The sequence below is a fragment of the Halovibrio variabilis genome, assembly GCF_007991175.1.
In the GTDB taxonomy this organism is placed as follows: domain Bacteria; phylum Pseudomonadota; class Gammaproteobacteria; order Pseudomonadales; family Halomonadaceae; genus Vreelandella; species Vreelandella variabilis.
Genome location: NZ_BJXV01000009.1, coordinates 109,592 through 126,096 on the forward strand (window position 1 = coordinate 109,592; position 16,505 = coordinate 126,096).

The following is a 16,505-nucleotide window of genomic DNA, read 5'->3' on the forward strand; positions in this document are numbered from 1 at the left end:
AGGAAAGGCGATGGCAAAGCTCAAGGAATACCGCCGCAAGCGTAACTTCAAAAGCACCCCCGAGCCCGCTGGGGAACATGACGATAACGGTTCCGAGCATGGGGCATCTGGAAATGGCACTGCTGGAAACAGCTTCGTGGTGCATAAACATGCGGCGAGCCACGACCATTTCGACCTGCGGCTAGAGCAGCAGGGCGTGCTGCGCAGCTGGGCGCTGCCCAAGGGCCCCAGCCTTGAACCCGGTGAAAAACGCCTGGCGATACAGGTGGAAGATCATCCTTTGGAGTACGCCGATTTCGAGGGCGTGATTCCCGAGGATGCTTACGGCGGTGGTACTGTGATGATCTGGGACCGAGGCGAATGGAAGCCACACGGCGAACAGAAGGAAGGTCACCTCAATGTTGAACTCAATGGGGGAAGGCTCAAAGGCCGCTGGACGCTGACTCGCATGAAAGGCGGCAAGGGAAAAGAGGCAAAGGATGATAAACAGTGGTTGATGATAAAACGCAGCGATGAAAATCAGCGCGACAAGCCCGAGGTCAGTATCGATGAAGACAGCAGCATCGTATCCGGGCTCAGCATGGCCCAGATCGCTGAGGACCGCGATACAAGCTGGACCTCACAAGATGACCGAAGCAACGAAAATAAAAGCAGCGAAGCGTCCATCCCCGACCCCGGTTCGCTGAAAGGTGCCCACCGCGCCGACCTTCCTAGCAAGATCAGTCCGCAACTCGCCACGCTCGTTCACGAAACCCCGGATGCCGACACATGGATTCACGAAGTGAAACTCGACGGCTATCGCATCCTGGCCCGTATCGAAAACGCTGAAATACGCCTGATTACCCGCAATGGCAAGGATTGGTCGGACCGCCTCCCCCGACTTGCCGAATTATTGACACAGCTGCCGGTGAAATCCGCCTTGATTGATGGCGAGGTAGTGGCGCTGGACAAAGAGGGCACCAGCAGTTTTCGCTATCTACAGGAAGCAATGAGCAACAAAGAGACAGAGGATCTCGTCTATCAGGTGTTCGACCTGCCCTACCTGGAAGGCTACGACCTGAAAAAGGTACCGCTTATCGAGCGCAAGCACGCCCTTGCGCAATTACTGAAAGCCGGTGGTTTCAAGAGCAACAGCCAAATACGCTACTCCGAGCATACCGACACCCAGGGGTCGGCTTTCTATCAAAAAGCCTGCCGGATCGGGCTTGAAGGCATCATCAGCAAACGCGCCTCGAGCCACTACCAGGAAAAGCGCAGCAAGGACTGGCTCAAGTCCAAGTGCGTCATTCAGGAGGAATTTATCGTCGGTGGCTACACCGACCCCCAAGGCTCACGCAGCGGTTTCGGGTCGCTATTGATGGGAGCCTTCGATAAAGACGACCGGCTTGAGTATGCCGGACGTGTGGGAACCGGTTTTAGTAGCCTGCAGCTCGAATCACTGAGCGCCACTCTCCAGAAGCTGGAAACGTCTCGCTCGCCGTTCAATGCCCCGGTGCCTGATCAAGATTCCATCCATTGGGTACGCCCGGAACTGGTGATTGATGTGGAGTTCACTCAGCGCACGCGGGATGGGCGTTTACGTCATCCGTCATTTCGTGGACTGCGCGAAGATCGCAACCCGCAGGAAATTCGCATGAGCCGCAAAAAACCGAGTGCCGCCACTCCCTCGAACGGTAAGCCATCCGAAACCAAACTTTCAGATCAACGCCGTACGCAAAGACGAGCCAGCAAGGATGAAACCGAAGTACTCGGTGTGCGGCTCACCCATCCCGATCGTATCCTGTTTCCCGAGCAAGGCCTGACCAAGCTCGATCTGGCCCGCTACTACGAGAATATTCAGGACTGGATACTGCCGCACCTGGCTCGACGACCCCTCTCGCTGGTGCGTTGCCCGCAAGGGCGCACGGATGAATGCTTTTTTCAGAAGCATCCCCGCAGTGCCATTCCCGACAGTGTGCCGCGTGTGAAAATCTCGGAAAAACAAGGCAACGCCGACTACCTCTATGTCGAGTCGGCCGCGGACCTGGTGGGTCTGGTTCAGGCCGGCGCCTTGGAAATTCATCCGTGGGGGAGCCATATTGATGACGTCGAACACCCGGACATTCTGGTTTTCGACCTCGACCCTTCTCCAGGCGTGAACTGGAAGGAGATCCTGCGCGTGGCCAGCACGCTTCGCGACCGCCTGGAATCACTCGGCATGCAAAGCTTCGTGCGCACCACCGGTGGCAAGGGAATTCACCTGGTCGTGCCGCTGGTGCCCGAGGCCGACTGGGAGCAGGCCAAAGCCTTTGCCAGGGCGGTGGCGCAATTGCATGCCAGTGATGATCCTGAACGCCTGACCACCCAGACATCCAAGACCAAGCGCGAAGGCCTGCTGTTCATCGACTACTTGCGCAATGGGCGAGGCAACACAGCGGTAGCCTCCTACTCCGTACGAGCACGCCAAGGCGCACCCGTCGCCGTGCCGGTACGTTGGGATGAACTCAATGCCGCCCTGCGTGCCGACCGCTACAGCGTCTCGAACCTGCGCCGGCGCCTGGCGGCACTACGAGAAGATCCTTGGGAAGGTTTTCTGGATGCTGCGCGCCCGATCAATACCCAGCTGCTCAAGGCGGTGGGGCTCTAGGGTCGGTTGGCGGCAAAAGACCCTGACGCTATTTGGCTATATCCCAGGCATTATTTACGCCTTCTACGTCATCCTAAAGTATTAGGCAGCACCAGGTATAACGTGATCGAACATGAAAAAAGAAAGGCGTCACTCACCTGCAGCGACGCCTGAATCTCAAAAGTATTACCCAGCCGCTTCAAAAAAGCAAAAGCTCAGGTTATGGCCTGCTTACACCGGCCGCTCTCGCCACAACTGGGCAATATCCGGAGGCAACTGGCTGGCGACATCCTCAGCTTCGCCTTCGCTGATTTGGGCGCGTACCGTGGCGAATACCCGGCGGGAGATCGACTCCGCCTCTTCCGGGCTGGCTTCAAGGTCCGAGGCGACCATTTCAATGAACTCTTCCTTGCCGAAGCGTTGCGGGGCCGAGCTTTTATCGATTCCGCTATGGTCGAGTAGCTCCCGCAGCTTCAGGGGGAGCTGGGCTTCCATCTTGCTGGTTTCAGTAGGCTGAATACGTTTTTCCAAGGCACCCAACACCGCCACGGTGGCCCTTTCCGCCTCTTCCTGGCTGATATCGCCGGGCGTGCATAGCTCATTGAGAAAGTGGTGATAGGTATTAGCGGTGCGCGCTTCATGACGCTGATTTTGCTGCTCTGTTTTAGGTTGATTGGCCATCTCTGACGTTCCTCCCTGGTTCGAAACACTAAACCTGACGTACATTCAGCAGCGGGAAGCGAAAAACCGAGGGTCGCTGTGCCGCTTACGCTCCCGCGACTCTTCAGAGTGTGGTAAAGGTTCCCGCAATAGGGCAAGCATTCAGTGCATGTTCGGTGTATTTTTTTGCAATACATGAAGATGGAGGGTTCATCCATAGCCACTTCAGGGAAGCTAACGCTCCAGGGTATGACTCAAAACGCCCATGTAGCGTAAACACCCGTTACCAGTGAATGTTACCTCTATATTTTAGCAACGCTATTTTATGACACAGTAGAACGACTTACTGGGTATATTCGCGGAAAATTTTGGGGGGCTGATTCTCATCGCGCCAGCTAAGTACGGCATAGTCATCCACACGGCCGGTTTCCATTCCCGGCGTGCCGTGAGGCATGCCGGGGACGCTGAGTCCTGCCACATCGGGGCGCTCTTCAAGCAAGCGCTTAATATCACGGGCGGGCACATGGCCTTCGATGACATAGCCCTCGACCAGCGCCGTATGGCAAGAGGCCAGTTCAGGCGTGACGCCGTTGGCGATTTTTATCTCACGCAGATCGCCATCGCGGTGATGATTGACCTCAAACCCCTGCGCCTCCAGGTGCTCAACCCAGGCACCACAGCAGCCACAGTTGGGATCGCTGTGTACGTCAACCGTGGGGGCGGCGAACACTGGAAAGGAGGCGGCTAGCAGTACGCTGCTTAACCATTGCTTACCTAAACAAGAATGCGACATGGAAAAACTCCTTCATCAGCACTGTACAAGAACAGACCATCACCCTATCTTAGCTGGGTTTACCGGTCGGAGAAACCAGTGGATTCACTAACACAAGCCGCACTGGGTGCGGCCGTTGGCGGTGCCGTACTGGGCCGTCGTTTGGGCCGCAAAGCCGTACTGATTGGTGCTGTGCTGGGCACCCTACCCGATCTTGATGTGGTGTTGGATTACGGCGATGCGGTGGCGAATGTTACCGAGCACCGCGGTTTTAGCCACTCGCTGTTTGTGCTGGCGGGTTTGGCCACGCTGCTGGCGCTGCTGTGCGCCCGCTTCGCCCCCGCGCGGGACATTTCGCTACCCCGCTGGTGGTGTTTTTTTGCGCTAATACTCATGACCCACCCTTTGCTGGATGCACTGACTACGTACGGTACCCAGCTGTTTTGGCCACTGAAAGTGGCGCCCGCGGCATGGCCGATTATTTTTATTATCGACCCGTTTTATACCCTTACGCTGCTCGTTGCCTTGGGGGTTGCTGTCGCCACCCAGCGGGTACGTCAGGCCTGCTCATGGGGATTAGCCATCACCTGTGTTTATTTGCTAATAGCGGCGGGCGCCAAGACAGTGATTGAGCAGCGCCTGGACCCTGTGCTGGCGGAACAAGGCCTGGAAGAAGCCCCACTACTGATACAGCCGACCCCGTTCAATATCGTGCTTTGGCGTGCCACGGTGGTTGACGGTGATCGCTATTATGAAAGCCTGATCAGCCTATTCGATGGCGATCATGTGCCGCGACTTGAGCCGTTAATGCGTAACGCCGACTTTGAAGCGGTCGCTTTATCCAGCCTGCAAGGACAACGCCTAGCCTGGTTTGCAGGCTCTTTCCTGCGCTATGAAACCCGTCAGTTGAACGGCCAGGAAACCCTCATCGCCACCGATATTCGGCTGGGCTTTCCGGGCTTTCATCCGTTTAGCTTTACCCTGGCGAGCTTGGAGAATGAACACTGGGAACCGCTTGCGGTCAGCCAACAGGTGGAAAGCTCGCGAGGTATTGATTGGCAGACGCTAGCACGGCTGGCGTCACGAGCCGCGGGCAATACCTCGGCCCTATGCGCCAGCGACTTTGTGGCCCAGAAGTGGCGCATCGAGCCTGTGATTTATGGCTGCTGAGCGCGCTGACGCCACTCAGGGGGCAATACCTTGGCCGCAGCCACTATATTGATCGCCGCCATAGGTCAGCGTGACGCGGGCAGGGAAAGGCTTGCCGCTCATGTTGTCAAAACAGGCACCGGCTTCAATACGCACGCGGAAAAAGGGCGCCACGTCAGCATTTTCAATCACTACCCGGCCTGCCTCATTATCCATCACGCTGACCATATAGGGCAGTTCAATGGTCTCTTCCCCGTAGTTTGTCTGCATGGTCAGCGTCGGCGTATCGTTGGCTAATGCGACTGACCAGCCCGGCTCGTTGCCCTGACCAAAAAACATCACCCCGGGCTTCTCCGCGCGGGTTAACGCATCGCGTTGCTCAGCCAGCGAGCACTTCAGCTGACCGCGCGGCGTTTCCACGCGCGCCTTGTCACCCCGGTTCCAGAAGCTGATCTCACCGTCTTGGTAGCGGGCGCCGCTGGCTACGACCGCTTGGGGTAGCCGCCAGGCGCCGTGCAGCGACCACAGGCGCAGATCGTTGGCATTGGTGGCGGTGACTAAGTGTTGCTGAGCAGGCTCGCAGTGCCAGGCGGAAAAGCGCTGTGCCGAACCAGGAAACAGCGCCGAGGGCAGCAAGGGTGCCCGGTTTTCCAGCGCGGTCTGATTGGTCACTGCTGTTTCTGTGGCAGGCGTTGCTGCACAGCCCGTGAGTACCGCGACGAAGCCGGTGGCAACCACTGCGCCGACTCTTTTTTTTACGCCCATGTTTTTAAGCCCCTGTTTTTAAGACTGATGCTTTTAAGACTGATGCTTTTAAGACTGATACTTTTAAGACTGATGCTTTTAAGACCAATGCTTTTAAGACCAATGCTTTTAAGACCAATGCTTTTAAGTCCAATGCTTTACGGCATTGCTGGCGGTATTGCTTAGCCACGTTTAAAGGCTTGCAGGTCTTGTGTATCAACACTTTCCACCTCCGGTGGCAGGCCCATCTCTTCGCGTTTTATTTTTACCTGCATTTTTTCCGCTAGCCGCTCGGCATCATCGTCGGTAGTGCGTCCGTTCAATTCCGCCAACTGGGCCATGCCCTGGTGGTAGAAGGTGAGCAGATCCAGCGCCGTGCGATTATCCTCTGCTACCGCTTTGCGCAGTTGAGAAAGATAACCGCTGACTTGCGATAGGTGGTGTTTAAGCTGCCAGACATAGCGTAATTCCGTCATCCAGGGGCGCTCACGCAGTGCGGCAAATAGCGCGCTGGTGGCCAACAGCCCAAGTAGCACGCCTAAACCGTTCAACCACAGGCTACTGCCGAAGGTTGAGGTGAGTAGCATGGAAAATAGCAGACCAAAAATAATCAGCTGCGCCGCCATGGCAAAGCTTATCATGCGGGCTTTGCGGCGGTAGGTCGCGGGGTCGTGATGCTCTAAGGTAAATACCATGGCCAGCCTCATCATCAAAAGAAGTTACTTATGATACGGGGCTGGGCAGGCCAAACAAGTAAATGGTGTTACAGATACGCTTACGCCAAGCGCTCTGCAGCCGTTTTGAGTAAGTGCTCGGTGGTTTCCCAACCCACGCAGGCGTCGGTAACCGATACGCCGTAGCGCAGCGCGCCGGGCTTGAGCGGCTGCTTGCCTTCAAATAGATGGCTCTCCAGCATGAGTGCTACCAGGTTGGCTTCACCCGACTCACGCTGCGCCAGCACATCAAGCATCACTTCACTTTGACGGCGGTGGTCTTTGCGCGCATTGGCGTGGCTGCAATCGACCATTAGCCGTGGATTCTGCCCGGCGTTGCGCAGCGCGGTAGTAGCCGCACGCACGTGCTGGGCTTGGTAATTGGGTTCGCCGTGGCCGCCGCGCAGCACCACATGAGTGTGCGGGTTGCCCGCGGTTTGCTGGACGACCGGGTGGCCTTGGGCATCGACCGCAAAACGCTGGTGCGGATGGGCCGCCGCGCTCATGGCATTGATAGCCACTTGCACATCGCCGCTGGTGGCGTTTTTGAACCCCACCGCTGCCGCCAAATCGCTGGCCAACTCGCGGTGCAGCTGCGATTCGGTGGTGCGCGCACCAATCGCTACCCAGCTCAACAAATCATCCAGGTAAGGCGCCAGCATGGGCTGTAACAGCTCGGTTGCCACCGGTAGACCACGGGCGGCGACGGCGTGCATCAATTCGCGCGAGAGCGCCAAACCACGCGGCATATCACCGCTGCCATCCAAACCTGGGTCGTAAGCCAACCCTTTCCAGCCCACGGTCGTGCGCGGCTTTTCAACGTAGACACGCATCACCGGTAAAATATGCTCGCTCACCTCCTCACTTAGCGCGGCCAGGCGGTCAGCGTATTCCAGCGCTGCGTCGGGGTCATCCACTGAACAGGGGCCAACCACTACAAGTAGACGGTTGTCATGACCGCTCAGAATTTGCTGCACGGCGTGACGCTGGCGGGCAATTTGTTCACTGAGCGGGTCGCTTAGCGGGATACGCTGACGAAGCTCGCCAGGGGTAGGCAGCCTTAGTGACGCAGAGGGTGTTAGCTGCGAAGTGGCGTGGGCAGTGCTGACAATGGTTTTATTGATAACAGGGCTAGCGGGCGCATTCATGATTAACTCTCCGTCATCGTGTGACATCGTTGGTTCGTTCGCTTGACTAAGTGACCACCCAGGCGCACACGATCGGAGGTGGCAGCTAGCACCGACCGCGCGTCGCTAAATCGCCAGCTATAGCCATAGCCCACAAAGCCGGTCGCGATAGCGTTAGTCAGTGCGCGATACATCATGATGCTGCTCCTTGATGAAATAACGATGAAAAATAACCCAGTTAAAAAAGCGGTCAAAAAGCGATGTTTAAAAATCGCTAGGCCCAAAACGCCAGAAGCCCCGGCGGGGTTACCGACCGGGGCTTCTGTGCTTGCGGCAGGCAACCGAGTGGTGTGCCTGGTGGCGCGACGTTAGGCGTCGGCCAGCGGCACACCGTGGCTAAACCAATACCCATAATAGGCAGCACACGCACCGCTAAACTCAGCCAAGACAGGCAGCGTTTTTGCATTGGCAGTAGAAGGGCACGCTAGCGTTTGCATGACTATTTCCGATTAATGGTGTTCATGGGTATTAGGGGCATTGCCATGTCACTGAGGTTTTATCCTGCCTGCAAGCGCTGCAAATGGCAACACTCAGCCGCTAAAAGCTTGTATCCAGCCAATGGTAGCAGGCAGCGCGGTCATACTAACCAGTACCACTAACCCCATCAAGATGGCCAGAAAACCAGAATCGTCTTTAAAATCTTCGTCGTGATGGGCCATTTTAGCCTCCTTTTTTTATCACTACTGCTTATCACTAGGGTTTATCACTACTAATAAGCCACCGGGGAAGTGACCACATTTAGGGATATATTAGTTAGACCGCGGTGCGTAGGCAAACACATCGGAAAATACCCGCTCTCGCTTTACGCCTTTTGTTTCGAGCGCATCCAGGCAGGCGTACACCATGTTGGGCGACCCTGAGATGTAAACATCGTGTGTGTTCGGGGTAAGCTCGGCGGTCTTCAAGACCTGATCAATACGCCCCTGGTGATGGCTAATCCGCTCGCCTTCCGCCAGCGGCTCCTCCAACGGCTGTTCGGTCACCGCATGGAACGCGACATTAGTATGGCGCTGCGCCCACTCGCTCGCCAGCTGTTCCAAATAGAGATCACGGTGTTCGCGGGCTGCCCACCACAGCGAAATTTCCCGGTCGGGCTGTTCGTGCAGCACCGCTTCAATAATCGTCTTCATCTGGGAAAAACCGGTACCAGCTGCAATCAGCATTAACGGACGCTGGCTTTGGCGGTCCAGCACGCATTCGCCGCCGGGCAACCGCAGGGTGAGCTGGTTGGCGACCTGCAACAGCTCACGCAGCCGCGCAGAGTTATCCCGCTCCGGCCAGTGCTGGATATGCAGCTCAATGATGCCGTCGCCGCGCTCAGGGCTGGCAATCGAAAACGGCACCCAGGTCGCGTCATCTAACTTTAATTCCAAGTATTGCCCCGGCGCATGCTGCATGGCTTCGGCGCGCCCGGCTAGGGTTACGCCAAACACATCGGGGTTTAGGTTTTCAACCTCGGTGACTTGGCACGTCAACGTCCTTGCACTCATGAAAGCCTCTTTTTGCAAATTGGGTCAGCGATACAGCGCATTCAGCGGCGCGGTGGCGGCAGTTCAAGGCCAATGCCCAGCGCTGCCCAGCGTTCATCCACGCGCGTTTTGACGGCATCGTCCATCACAATGGGGGTACCCCATTCGCGATCGGTTTCTCCCGGCCATTTATTGGTGGCATCAAGGCCCATTTTTGAACCCAGGCCTGAAACTGGCGAGGCAAAGTCGAGATAATCAATCGGCGTATTCTCAACCATTGTGGTGTCACGCGCGGGGTCCATGCGGGTGGTGATCGCCCAAATCACGTCCTCCCAATTGCGTGCGTCCACATCGTCATCCAGCACAATCACAAACTTGGTGTACATAAACTGGCGCAAGAAGCTCCAGACCCCCATCATCACGCGTTTGGCGTGGCCAGGATACTGCTTCTTCATCGTCACTACCGCCATGCGGTAAGAACAGCCTTCAGGCGGCAGGTAGAAATCGACAATCTCGGGAAACTGCTTGCACAAAATGGGCACAAACACTTCGTTCAACGCCACCCCAAGTATCGCCGGCTCATCCGGCGGGCGCCCGGTGTAGGTCGAATGGTAAATCGCATCACGGCGCATGGTCATCCGAGTGATGGTAAACACCGGGAAGTGGTCGACCTCGTTGTAGTAACCGGTGTGGTCGCCAAAGGGCCCTTCCGCGGCCATATCATCCGGGTAAATGAAGCCCTCGAGGATGATCTCGCTGGAGGCGGGTACATCCAGGTCGGCGTGGCCGCACTTAACCAGCTCGGTCCGCGAACCGCGCAGCAGGCCTGCAAAGGCGTACTCCGAGAGCGAATCCGGCACCGGCGTCACCGCGCCCAAAATCGTCGCCGGGTCGGCGCCTAGCGCCACGGCAACGGGGAAAGGCTCGCCCGGGTGGGCCTTTTGGAATTCAAGAAAATCCAAGGCCCCACCGCGATGCGATAACCAGCGCATGATCAGGCGGTTTTTGCCGATTTTCTGCTGACGGTAGATCCCCAGATTCTGGCGGTTCTTATGCGGCCCTTTGGTAATCACCAAGGGCCAGGTGACCAGAGGGCCCGCATCGCCGGGCCAGCAGTGCTGAATCGGCAGCAGGCCCAGATCGACCTCGTCGTCTTCATAGACTACTTCTTGCACCGGGGCATGCTTGACATTTTTCGGCCCCATGCTGAGCACTTGCTTGAAGATCGGCAGCTTGTCCCAGGCGTCTTTCAAGCCTTTAGGCGGGTCAGGCTCTTTGAGAAACGCCAATAGCTTACCGACTTCTCTTAGCGCTTCTACCGAGTCTTGGCCCATGCCCAGCGCTACCCGTTTGGGGGTGCCAAACAGGTTGCCCAGCAGCGGCATGTTGTGGCCCTTAACGTTTTCAAACAGCAACGCCGGGCCCCCGGCACGCAGGGTGCGGTCGCAGATTTCGGTGATTTCCAGGTAAGGATCGACTTCGACGGCAATACGCTTGAGTTCGCCCTGCGCTTCAAGCGCTGCGATGAACTCGCGCAAGTCTTTATACTTCAAGGCACGCTCCCTGGCTGGCAATGCGCCGCGCTAGCGGCGCTTCATCGCTTCAAAGAACTCAAGATTGGTCTTGGTATCTTTCAGACGGTCAATCAGGAATTCAGTGGCGGCGGTGTCTTCCATCGGATTGAGCAGCTTACGCAGAATCCACATGCGCTGCATTTCCTCTTCGGAGGCCAGCAGGTCTTCACGCCGGGTACCACTGCGGCGAATATTAATCGCCGGGAACACGCGCCGCTCAGCCAACTTGCGGTCCAGATGGGCTTCCATATTACCGGTACCCTTGAACTCTTCGAAGATCACTTCGTCCATCTTCGAGCCGGTATCGACCAGCGCCGTGGCGATAATCGTCAGGCTGCCGCCCTCTTCGATATTACGCGCCGCGCCAAAGAAGCGTTTCGGCTTCTCAAGCGCATGGGCATCGACACCACCGGTGAGTACTTTGCCAGAGCTAGGCACCACGGTGTTGTAAGCCCGCGCCAAACGGGTAATCGAGTCGAGCAGGATAACCACGTCTTTCTTGTGCTCAACCAAACGCTTCGCTTTTTCGATAACCATTTCAGCGACTTGCACGTGACGCGCTGGCGGCTCATCGAAGGTCGACGCCACCACTTCGCCACGCACGGTGCGCGACATTTCGGTGACTTCCTCAGGGCGCTCATCGATCAGCAGTACGATCAAATGGCACTCTGGGTTGTTGCGCGTGATGGAGGTCGCGATGTTTTGCAACATCAGTGTTTTACCCGCTTTAGGCGGCGACACCAGCAGGCCACGTTGGCCTTTACCAATCGGCGCGGTTAGATCGATGATCCGCGCGGTAAGGTCTTCCGTGGAGCCGTTACCGATCTCCATGCGCATGCGATCGTCTGGGAACAGCGGCGTCAAGTTCTCAAACAGAATCTTGTGCTTGGCATTTTCCGGACGGTCAAAGTTAATTTGACTGACCTTCAGCAGGGCGAAATAGCGCTCCCCCTCCTTCGGCGGGCGGATTTTGCCTGAGATGGAATCGCCCTTGCGCAGATTGAAACGACGGATCTGCGAAGGAGAAATATAGATATCGTCCGGGCCAGCGAGATAGGAGCTATCAGCGCTACGCAGGAAGCCGAAGCCATCCTGAAGAATTTCCAGCACACCGTCGCCGTAAATATCCTCGCCACTTTTGGCATGCTTTTTGAGGATGGCGAAAATGATGTCCTGCTTGCGCGAACGGGCTAAGTTATCGATACCCATTTCACGGGCGATATCGAGAAGCTCGGGGACGGTTTTTTGCTTGAGTTCAGTGAGATTCATCGGTGTGTTAGAAAGTTGCTCATGGAAGCTAGGCGCCAGGCGCCGGGAGTAAGACAGGAGGCGTGAAAGTGACGCCGTGTGATGCGTTCAGATCCCGGTAAAGGCACGCGCTCGAAGGTGAAAGGAACTGCGTTGGACTCAGTTAACAACGCTGTTGCCGGTCGTTACCAAGACTCAACTCGAGGGTGCTGACACTTGTTTACTCTGGTTCTTACAGATCTAGTTCTCACCGGAGAGTGGCGAAACCAGTGGGTTATCTGACGACTTGGAATTCTGGCTGACGTTAACGAGATAAACAGTGAGTAACGTCTGGGGCGACCAAGGTGCCGTACTTGAACGACGCATGCAAGATTATTTTCCTAAGCAACTTATCTAAAATGTTACTTGTCTAAAATATTGCTCAATCCCAACAGCGTCGAGCTTATGGACACGCTAATTAACCAGGTCATATCAAGCCAGTAGCTCGATGTTAGTCAAGCCCCGCGACAAACGCAAGCCTTTGGCAATTGACAATGGATAAAGGTCACCGCAACCTTGGCACAGCCAACACGAAGGATAGCTCATGCCCAAGGACATTTCTCTCCCCATTGCCGACGCCAACGCTGAGAGTGATAGCAGTGCCCCCCAGCGCTTCGCCGCTATTGACCTGGGCTCGAACAGCTTTCACCTGCTGGTGGCCAACTACCAGCACGAGCGTCTCCAGGTGGTGGCACGCCTGGGCGAAAAAGTGCAGTTGGCGGCGGGATTAGACGATAACGGCCTGCTCAGCGAAGACGCCATGCAGCGCGCACTGGACTGCCTGGGCCGCTTTGCACCGTTTTTAAGCGACATTACCAACGCCAACCTGCGTATCGTCGGCACCAACGCGCTGCGCGATGCCGACAATAGCCAAACCTTTATCGAGCGTGCCGAGGCCCAGTTAGGCCACGCCATCGAGATTATTGCTGGCCGCGAAGAGGCCCGACTGATCTATCTAGGCGCCGCCCACGCCCTGGCCGAAAATGGCCGTCGTCTGATTGTCGATATCGGCGGAGGATCGACCGAATTTATCATCGGCGAAGCCTTTGAACCCAAAGCGCTGGAAAGCCTGCGCATGGGCTGCGTGACCTTTTCTCGGCGCTTCTTCGCCGACGGCGAGTTAAACGAAAAACGCATGCGCCGCGCCGAGCTAGCCGCCCTGTCGGAACTAGCCAACATTCAGCGCCCCTACCAGCGTTTGGGGTGGGATGACCCGGTGGGATCCAGCGGCACCATCAAAGCAGCCGCTAGCGTGCTACATGCTTACGGCGACACCCCGCATGAAGGATTGATTACCCACAGCGGTCTAAAGAAACTGCGTGAGCGGCTAATCAAGTGTAAACAGCTGGATAAAGTCGAGCTGGATGGCCTTAAGGCCGATCGCGCTAAAGTCTTTCCGGCGGGGATTGCTATCCTGGAGGCAATTTTTGAAGCCTTTGATTTAACTCAGATGCGCTATTCGGATGGCGCGCTGCGCGAAGGCGTGCTCTACGACATGGCCGGGCGCAATAGCGCAGAGGATTCGCGCTCGAAAAGCCTTGAGTCGCTAAAGCGCACCTACGATGTGGATACCCGCCAAGGGGCCAACGTCGCTGACACCGCCGAACGCTTATTTCATGAGGTACGCCATGCCTGGTCGCTAAACCTTGATCAAGCGCGCTATTTGCAGTGGGCCAGCCACGTGCATGAAATCGGCCTGGCCATCTCACATAGCCAGTTTCATCGCCACGGTGCCTATCTGCTGGAGCACTCGGACCTCGCCGGTTTTTCACGCCCTGAACAGCGCCAGCTGGCGTTTTTAGTACGCGCCCATCGGCGCAAATTTCCGCTCAAAGAGTGGCAGGCGTTGCCTAAAGCACAGCAAGAGGTCACTGCAAAGCTCGCGCGCCTGCTGCGTTTAGCGGTGCTGCTGAATCACTCGCGGCCGGAAACCGCCCCACCGCTCCCTGCGATAAGCGCCGACGCCGACAGCCTAACGATTACCCTGACCAACGGCGATGAACCCACCCTGCTGAGCACCGATTTGGAGCAGGAGCAGGCCTATATGCAAGCGGCGGGGTTCAAACTTACGATCAAGCAGGCGGCGCTTGGCGAGTAAACACCACCCCCTCGGCCTGCCACAGTAGCTGGGCAGGGGGGCGGACTACCCCAATACACGCCTCCGCTTGATGAATAACCACCAGCCGCTCGCGCTCCCAAGGCGGCACCTCGGCCTCTTGCAGCAGCCGCTTAAGGTCGCGCCGCCCCCGCCCCGCCAGCTGCATCATCTCGCCCCCCTGTCGCCAGGTCGCCTGCAGTCGTTGCGCGTAGCAAGAATGTTGAGCGCCTGGTGGAGACAGCATCACCTGCCAGCCTAACGGCCCTAGCGGTGTCTCAAGTGGCGCCTGGCCGTCCCAGCTAACCGCCCAGGGCGGTAGCGTTGGCAGCGGCGCCATTAGATAGAGCCGCTGTCGCCATAGGCGCGCCTGAGCGCCCGACCACTCAACGCATACCTCGGCATCCGCCTTGGCTGTGAGTTGATCCAACAGGCTTTCCAAGCGCTTTTGCGGCGGTGTCGGCAAGCCCTGCTGTTGGCAAAGAGTGCGCACCAGCAGCCGCTGGCGCGAACGGGAGCGCTCGCCCAGCGCAGTCGCGTCGATGCTCAGGCTATCAAGATACTGGCTACCGACCAGCAGGGTTTGCAGCTCTTCTTGGGCGTATTCGCGCAGTAACGTATCGGCCTCACTGGCATGTTCTGCGCTGTTCGCCAAGGCGGCAGCGGCGCTAGGCCAGCGCTCACGGAGTGCTGGCAGCACCCGGTGGCGCAGGCGATTGCGGTCAAGGCTAATATCGCGATTGGTGGGGTCATCGCACCAGCTCAAATCGAGCAGCCCAGCCGCTGCTTCAAGCTCTGCTCGGCGCACGCTCAGCCATGGGCGCATCAGGGCAATGCCCTGGGCGTCGCGCCGCAAAGGCATGCCCGCCAGGCCGCGCAACCCGCTGCCGCGCAGGGCGGCAAGCAGAAAGGTTTCCGCCTGATCATCCTGGTGCTGGGCCAGCCACAGCGTATCGCCCGCGGAAAGAGTGGCAAAAAAAGCCTTATAGCGGGCGTTGCGGGCGGCGCCTTCAATGCCCTCGCCGTGCGCTTCCACCGCTACATTGACCACCGTTAGGGGTACGTTCAAACGCTCGCAGAGTGTTTGACAGTGTTCTTCGAATGTCTCTGCCGCCGCCTGGAGGCCGTGATTAATGTGGATGGCCCGCAGGTGGCGGTCTGCTTGTTCACAGACCTGGGCGGCTAACGCGAGCAGCAGACAGGAATCCAGGCCGCCCGAGAGTGCCACCCAAACAGCACGCCCCGGCGGGGTTTCCGCCAGGGCGTCGTTGAGAAGGCCTTGGAGTCTATTAAGCGGTGGGGGCGCCATAGCTCATTAAACGCTTGTAGCGACGCTCCAGCAGTGCGTCGGTGTCCATCGCCTGCAAACGTTCAAGGCTCGCTGACAGGGCTTCTTTAACCCGCTCAGCGGTCGTCAGCGGGTGGCGATGGGACCCGCCTAGCGGCTCTTTGATCAGCGAATCGACAAACCCCAGCTCTTTTAAACGCTCGGCGGTAATCCCCATGGCCTGGGCCGCTTCGGAAGCTTTTTCAGCGCTTTTCCACAGAATTGAGGCGCAGCCTTCCGGCGAGATCACCGAGTAGGTGGAGTACTGCAGCATTTGCAGTTCGTCGCACACGCCAATCGCCAACGCCCCGCCGGAGCCGCCTTCGCCCACCACCGTCGAGATAATCGGCGTTTTCAGGCGCGACATCACCGCCAGGTTGTAGGCGATGGCCTCTGACTGACCGCGCTCTTCGGCGTCGATGCCGGGGTAGGCGCCCGGCGTGTCGATAAAGGTCAGCACCGGCATTTTAAATCGCTCGGCCATTTCCATCAGGCGACACGCTTTACGGTAGCCTTCAGGGCGTGGCATGCCGAAGTTACGGCGCACTTTCTCTTTGACGTCGCGGCCTTTTTGGTGGCCAATGACCATCACCGGGGCATCGTTCAAGCGGGCAATCCCGCCCACCAACGCCGCATCATCGGCGAAGTTGCGGTCACCGTGAAGTTCATCAAAGTCGGTGAACACGTGCTCAAGGTAGTCCAGCGTATAGGGCCGCTGGGGGTGCCGTGAAATCTGCGAAACCTGCCAGGGAGTCAAATCCTTGAAGATCGATTCCGTCAGCTTGCGGCTCTTCTCTTCCAGCCGAGCAATCTCGTCGGAAAGGTTGACTTGGCTATCGGAGCTGACTAACCGCAGCTCCTCAATTTTTGCCTGAAGTTCGGCAATCGGCTGTTCAAAATCGAGATAATTAGGATTCATCGGC

Annotated in this window: 15 protein-coding genes; 4 read left to right on the forward strand and 11 right to left on the reverse strand. The window is 57.4% G+C overall.

Features of this window, described 5'->3' with window-relative positions:
* Positions 1 to 10 precede the first annotated feature (10 nt).
* Both ligD and HVA01_RS17845 read left to right on the forward strand, forming a co-directional pair.
* On the forward strand, positions 11 to 2,626 hold the full coding sequence (ligD, locus tag HVA01_RS08750) for a DNA ligase D (RefSeq protein WP_146874924.1): 2,616 nt from the start codon (positions 11 to 13) through the stop codon (positions 2,624 to 2,626).
* On the forward strand, positions 2,577 to 2,711 hold the full coding sequence (locus HVA01_RS17845) for a YqaE/Pmp3 family membrane protein (RefSeq protein ID WP_146874926.1): 135 nt from the start codon (positions 2,577 to 2,579) through the stop codon (positions 2,709 to 2,711). Before ligD ends, HVA01_RS17845 begins: the two co-directional genes overlap by 50 nt.
* Positions 2,712 to 2,836: 125 nt before the next feature.
* Here the strand turns inward: HVA01_RS17845 and HVA01_RS08760 are convergent, their stop codons facing one another.
* Entirely contained in the window at positions 2,837 to 3,286 is a 450-nt protein-coding gene (locus HVA01_RS08760; RefSeq protein ID WP_170243495.1) for a DUF2267 domain-containing protein, read from the reverse strand.
* A 322-nt stretch (positions 3,287 to 3,608) separates the two neighbouring features.
* Complete coding sequence (locus tag HVA01_RS08765; protein ID WP_146874930.1) at positions 3,609 to 4,058, reverse strand: DUF411 domain-containing protein; 450 nt, start codon at positions 4,056 to 4,058, stop codon at positions 3,609 to 3,611.
* Positions 4,059 to 4,136: 78 nt separating this feature from the next.
* Between HVA01_RS08765 and HVA01_RS08770 the strand changes: the two genes are divergently transcribed.
* Positions 4,137 to 5,207: a metal-dependent hydrolase gene (locus HVA01_RS08770; RefSeq protein ID WP_146874932.1), complete on the forward strand. Its 1,071-nt coding sequence runs from the start codon at positions 4,137 to 4,139 to the stop codon at positions 5,205 to 5,207.
* A 15-nt stretch (positions 5,208 to 5,222) separates the two neighbouring features.
* Here the strand turns inward: HVA01_RS08770 and HVA01_RS08775 are convergent, their stop codons facing one another.
* The 7 genes from HVA01_RS08775 to rho form a co-directional block, all read right to left on the reverse strand.
* A complete protein-coding gene (locus tag HVA01_RS08775; protein ID WP_146874934.1) occupies positions 5,223 to 5,951 on the reverse strand; it encodes an MliC family protein in 729 nt (242 codons plus the stop codon).
* Between the two features lie 161 nt (positions 5,952 to 6,112).
* Positions 6,113 to 6,625: a DUF3087 family protein gene (locus tag HVA01_RS08780; RefSeq protein ID WP_146874936.1), complete on the reverse strand. Its 513-nt coding sequence runs from the start codon at positions 6,623 to 6,625 to the stop codon at positions 6,113 to 6,115.
* Positions 6,626 to 6,705: 80 nt separating this feature from the next.
* Positions 6,706 to 7,791 carry a 3-deoxy-7-phosphoheptulonate synthase gene (locus HVA01_RS08785; protein ID WP_146874938.1) on the reverse strand — a complete coding sequence of 362 codons (1,086 nt, stop codon included), beginning with the start codon at positions 7,789 to 7,791 and terminating at the stop codon, positions 6,706 to 6,708.
* A gap of 569 nt (positions 7,792 to 8,360) precedes the next feature.
* Positions 8,361 to 8,489 (reverse strand): hypothetical protein, encoded by a 129-nt coding sequence (locus HVA01_RS17760; protein ID WP_281288469.1) that lies wholly within the window; start codon positions 8,487 to 8,489, stop codon positions 8,361 to 8,363.
* A gap of 90 nt (positions 8,490 to 8,579) precedes the next feature.
* Positions 8,580 to 9,320, reverse strand: a complete 741-nt coding sequence (locus HVA01_RS08790) for an NAD(P)H-flavin reductase (RefSeq protein ID WP_146874940.1) — start codon at positions 9,318 to 9,320, stop codon at positions 8,580 to 8,582.
* A gap of 41 nt (positions 9,321 to 9,361) precedes the next feature.
* Positions 9,362 to 10,852 carry a 4-hydroxy-3-polyprenylbenzoate decarboxylase gene (gene ubiD / locus HVA01_RS08795; protein WP_146874941.1) on the reverse strand — a complete coding sequence of 497 codons (1,491 nt, stop codon included), beginning with the start codon at positions 10,850 to 10,852 and terminating at the stop codon, positions 9,362 to 9,364.
* Between the two features lie 30 nt (positions 10,853 to 10,882).
* Positions 10,883 to 12,142 carry a transcription termination factor Rho gene (rho, locus tag HVA01_RS08800; protein WP_008959860.1) on the reverse strand — a complete coding sequence of 420 codons (1,260 nt, stop codon included), beginning with the start codon at positions 12,140 to 12,142 and terminating at the stop codon, positions 10,883 to 10,885.
* Positions 12,143 to 12,704: 562 nt separating this feature from the next.
* Here rho and ppx point away from each other — a divergent pair.
* Positions 12,705 to 14,258, forward strand: a complete 1,554-nt coding sequence (gene ppx / locus HVA01_RS08805; protein WP_146874942.1) for an exopolyphosphatase — start codon at positions 12,705 to 12,707, stop codon at positions 14,256 to 14,258.
* On the opposite strand, the gene tilS is transcribed toward ppx, so the two are convergent.
* Entirely contained in the window at positions 14,233 to 15,564 is a 1,332-nt protein-coding gene (gene tilS / locus HVA01_RS08810; RefSeq protein ID WP_146874943.1) for a tRNA lysidine(34) synthetase TilS, read from the reverse strand. The two genes, ppx and tilS, sit on opposite strands and share 26 nt — an antisense overlap.
* The gene (locus HVA01_RS08815) at positions 15,545 to 16,501 is read right to left on the reverse strand and encodes an acetyl-CoA carboxylase carboxyltransferase subunit alpha (RefSeq protein WP_146874944.1); all 957 of its coding nucleotides are present in this window, start codon (positions 16,499 to 16,501) and stop codon (positions 15,545 to 15,547) included. Before HVA01_RS08815 ends, tilS begins: the two co-directional genes overlap by 20 nt.
* Positions 16,502 to 16,505 lie beyond the last annotated feature (4 nt).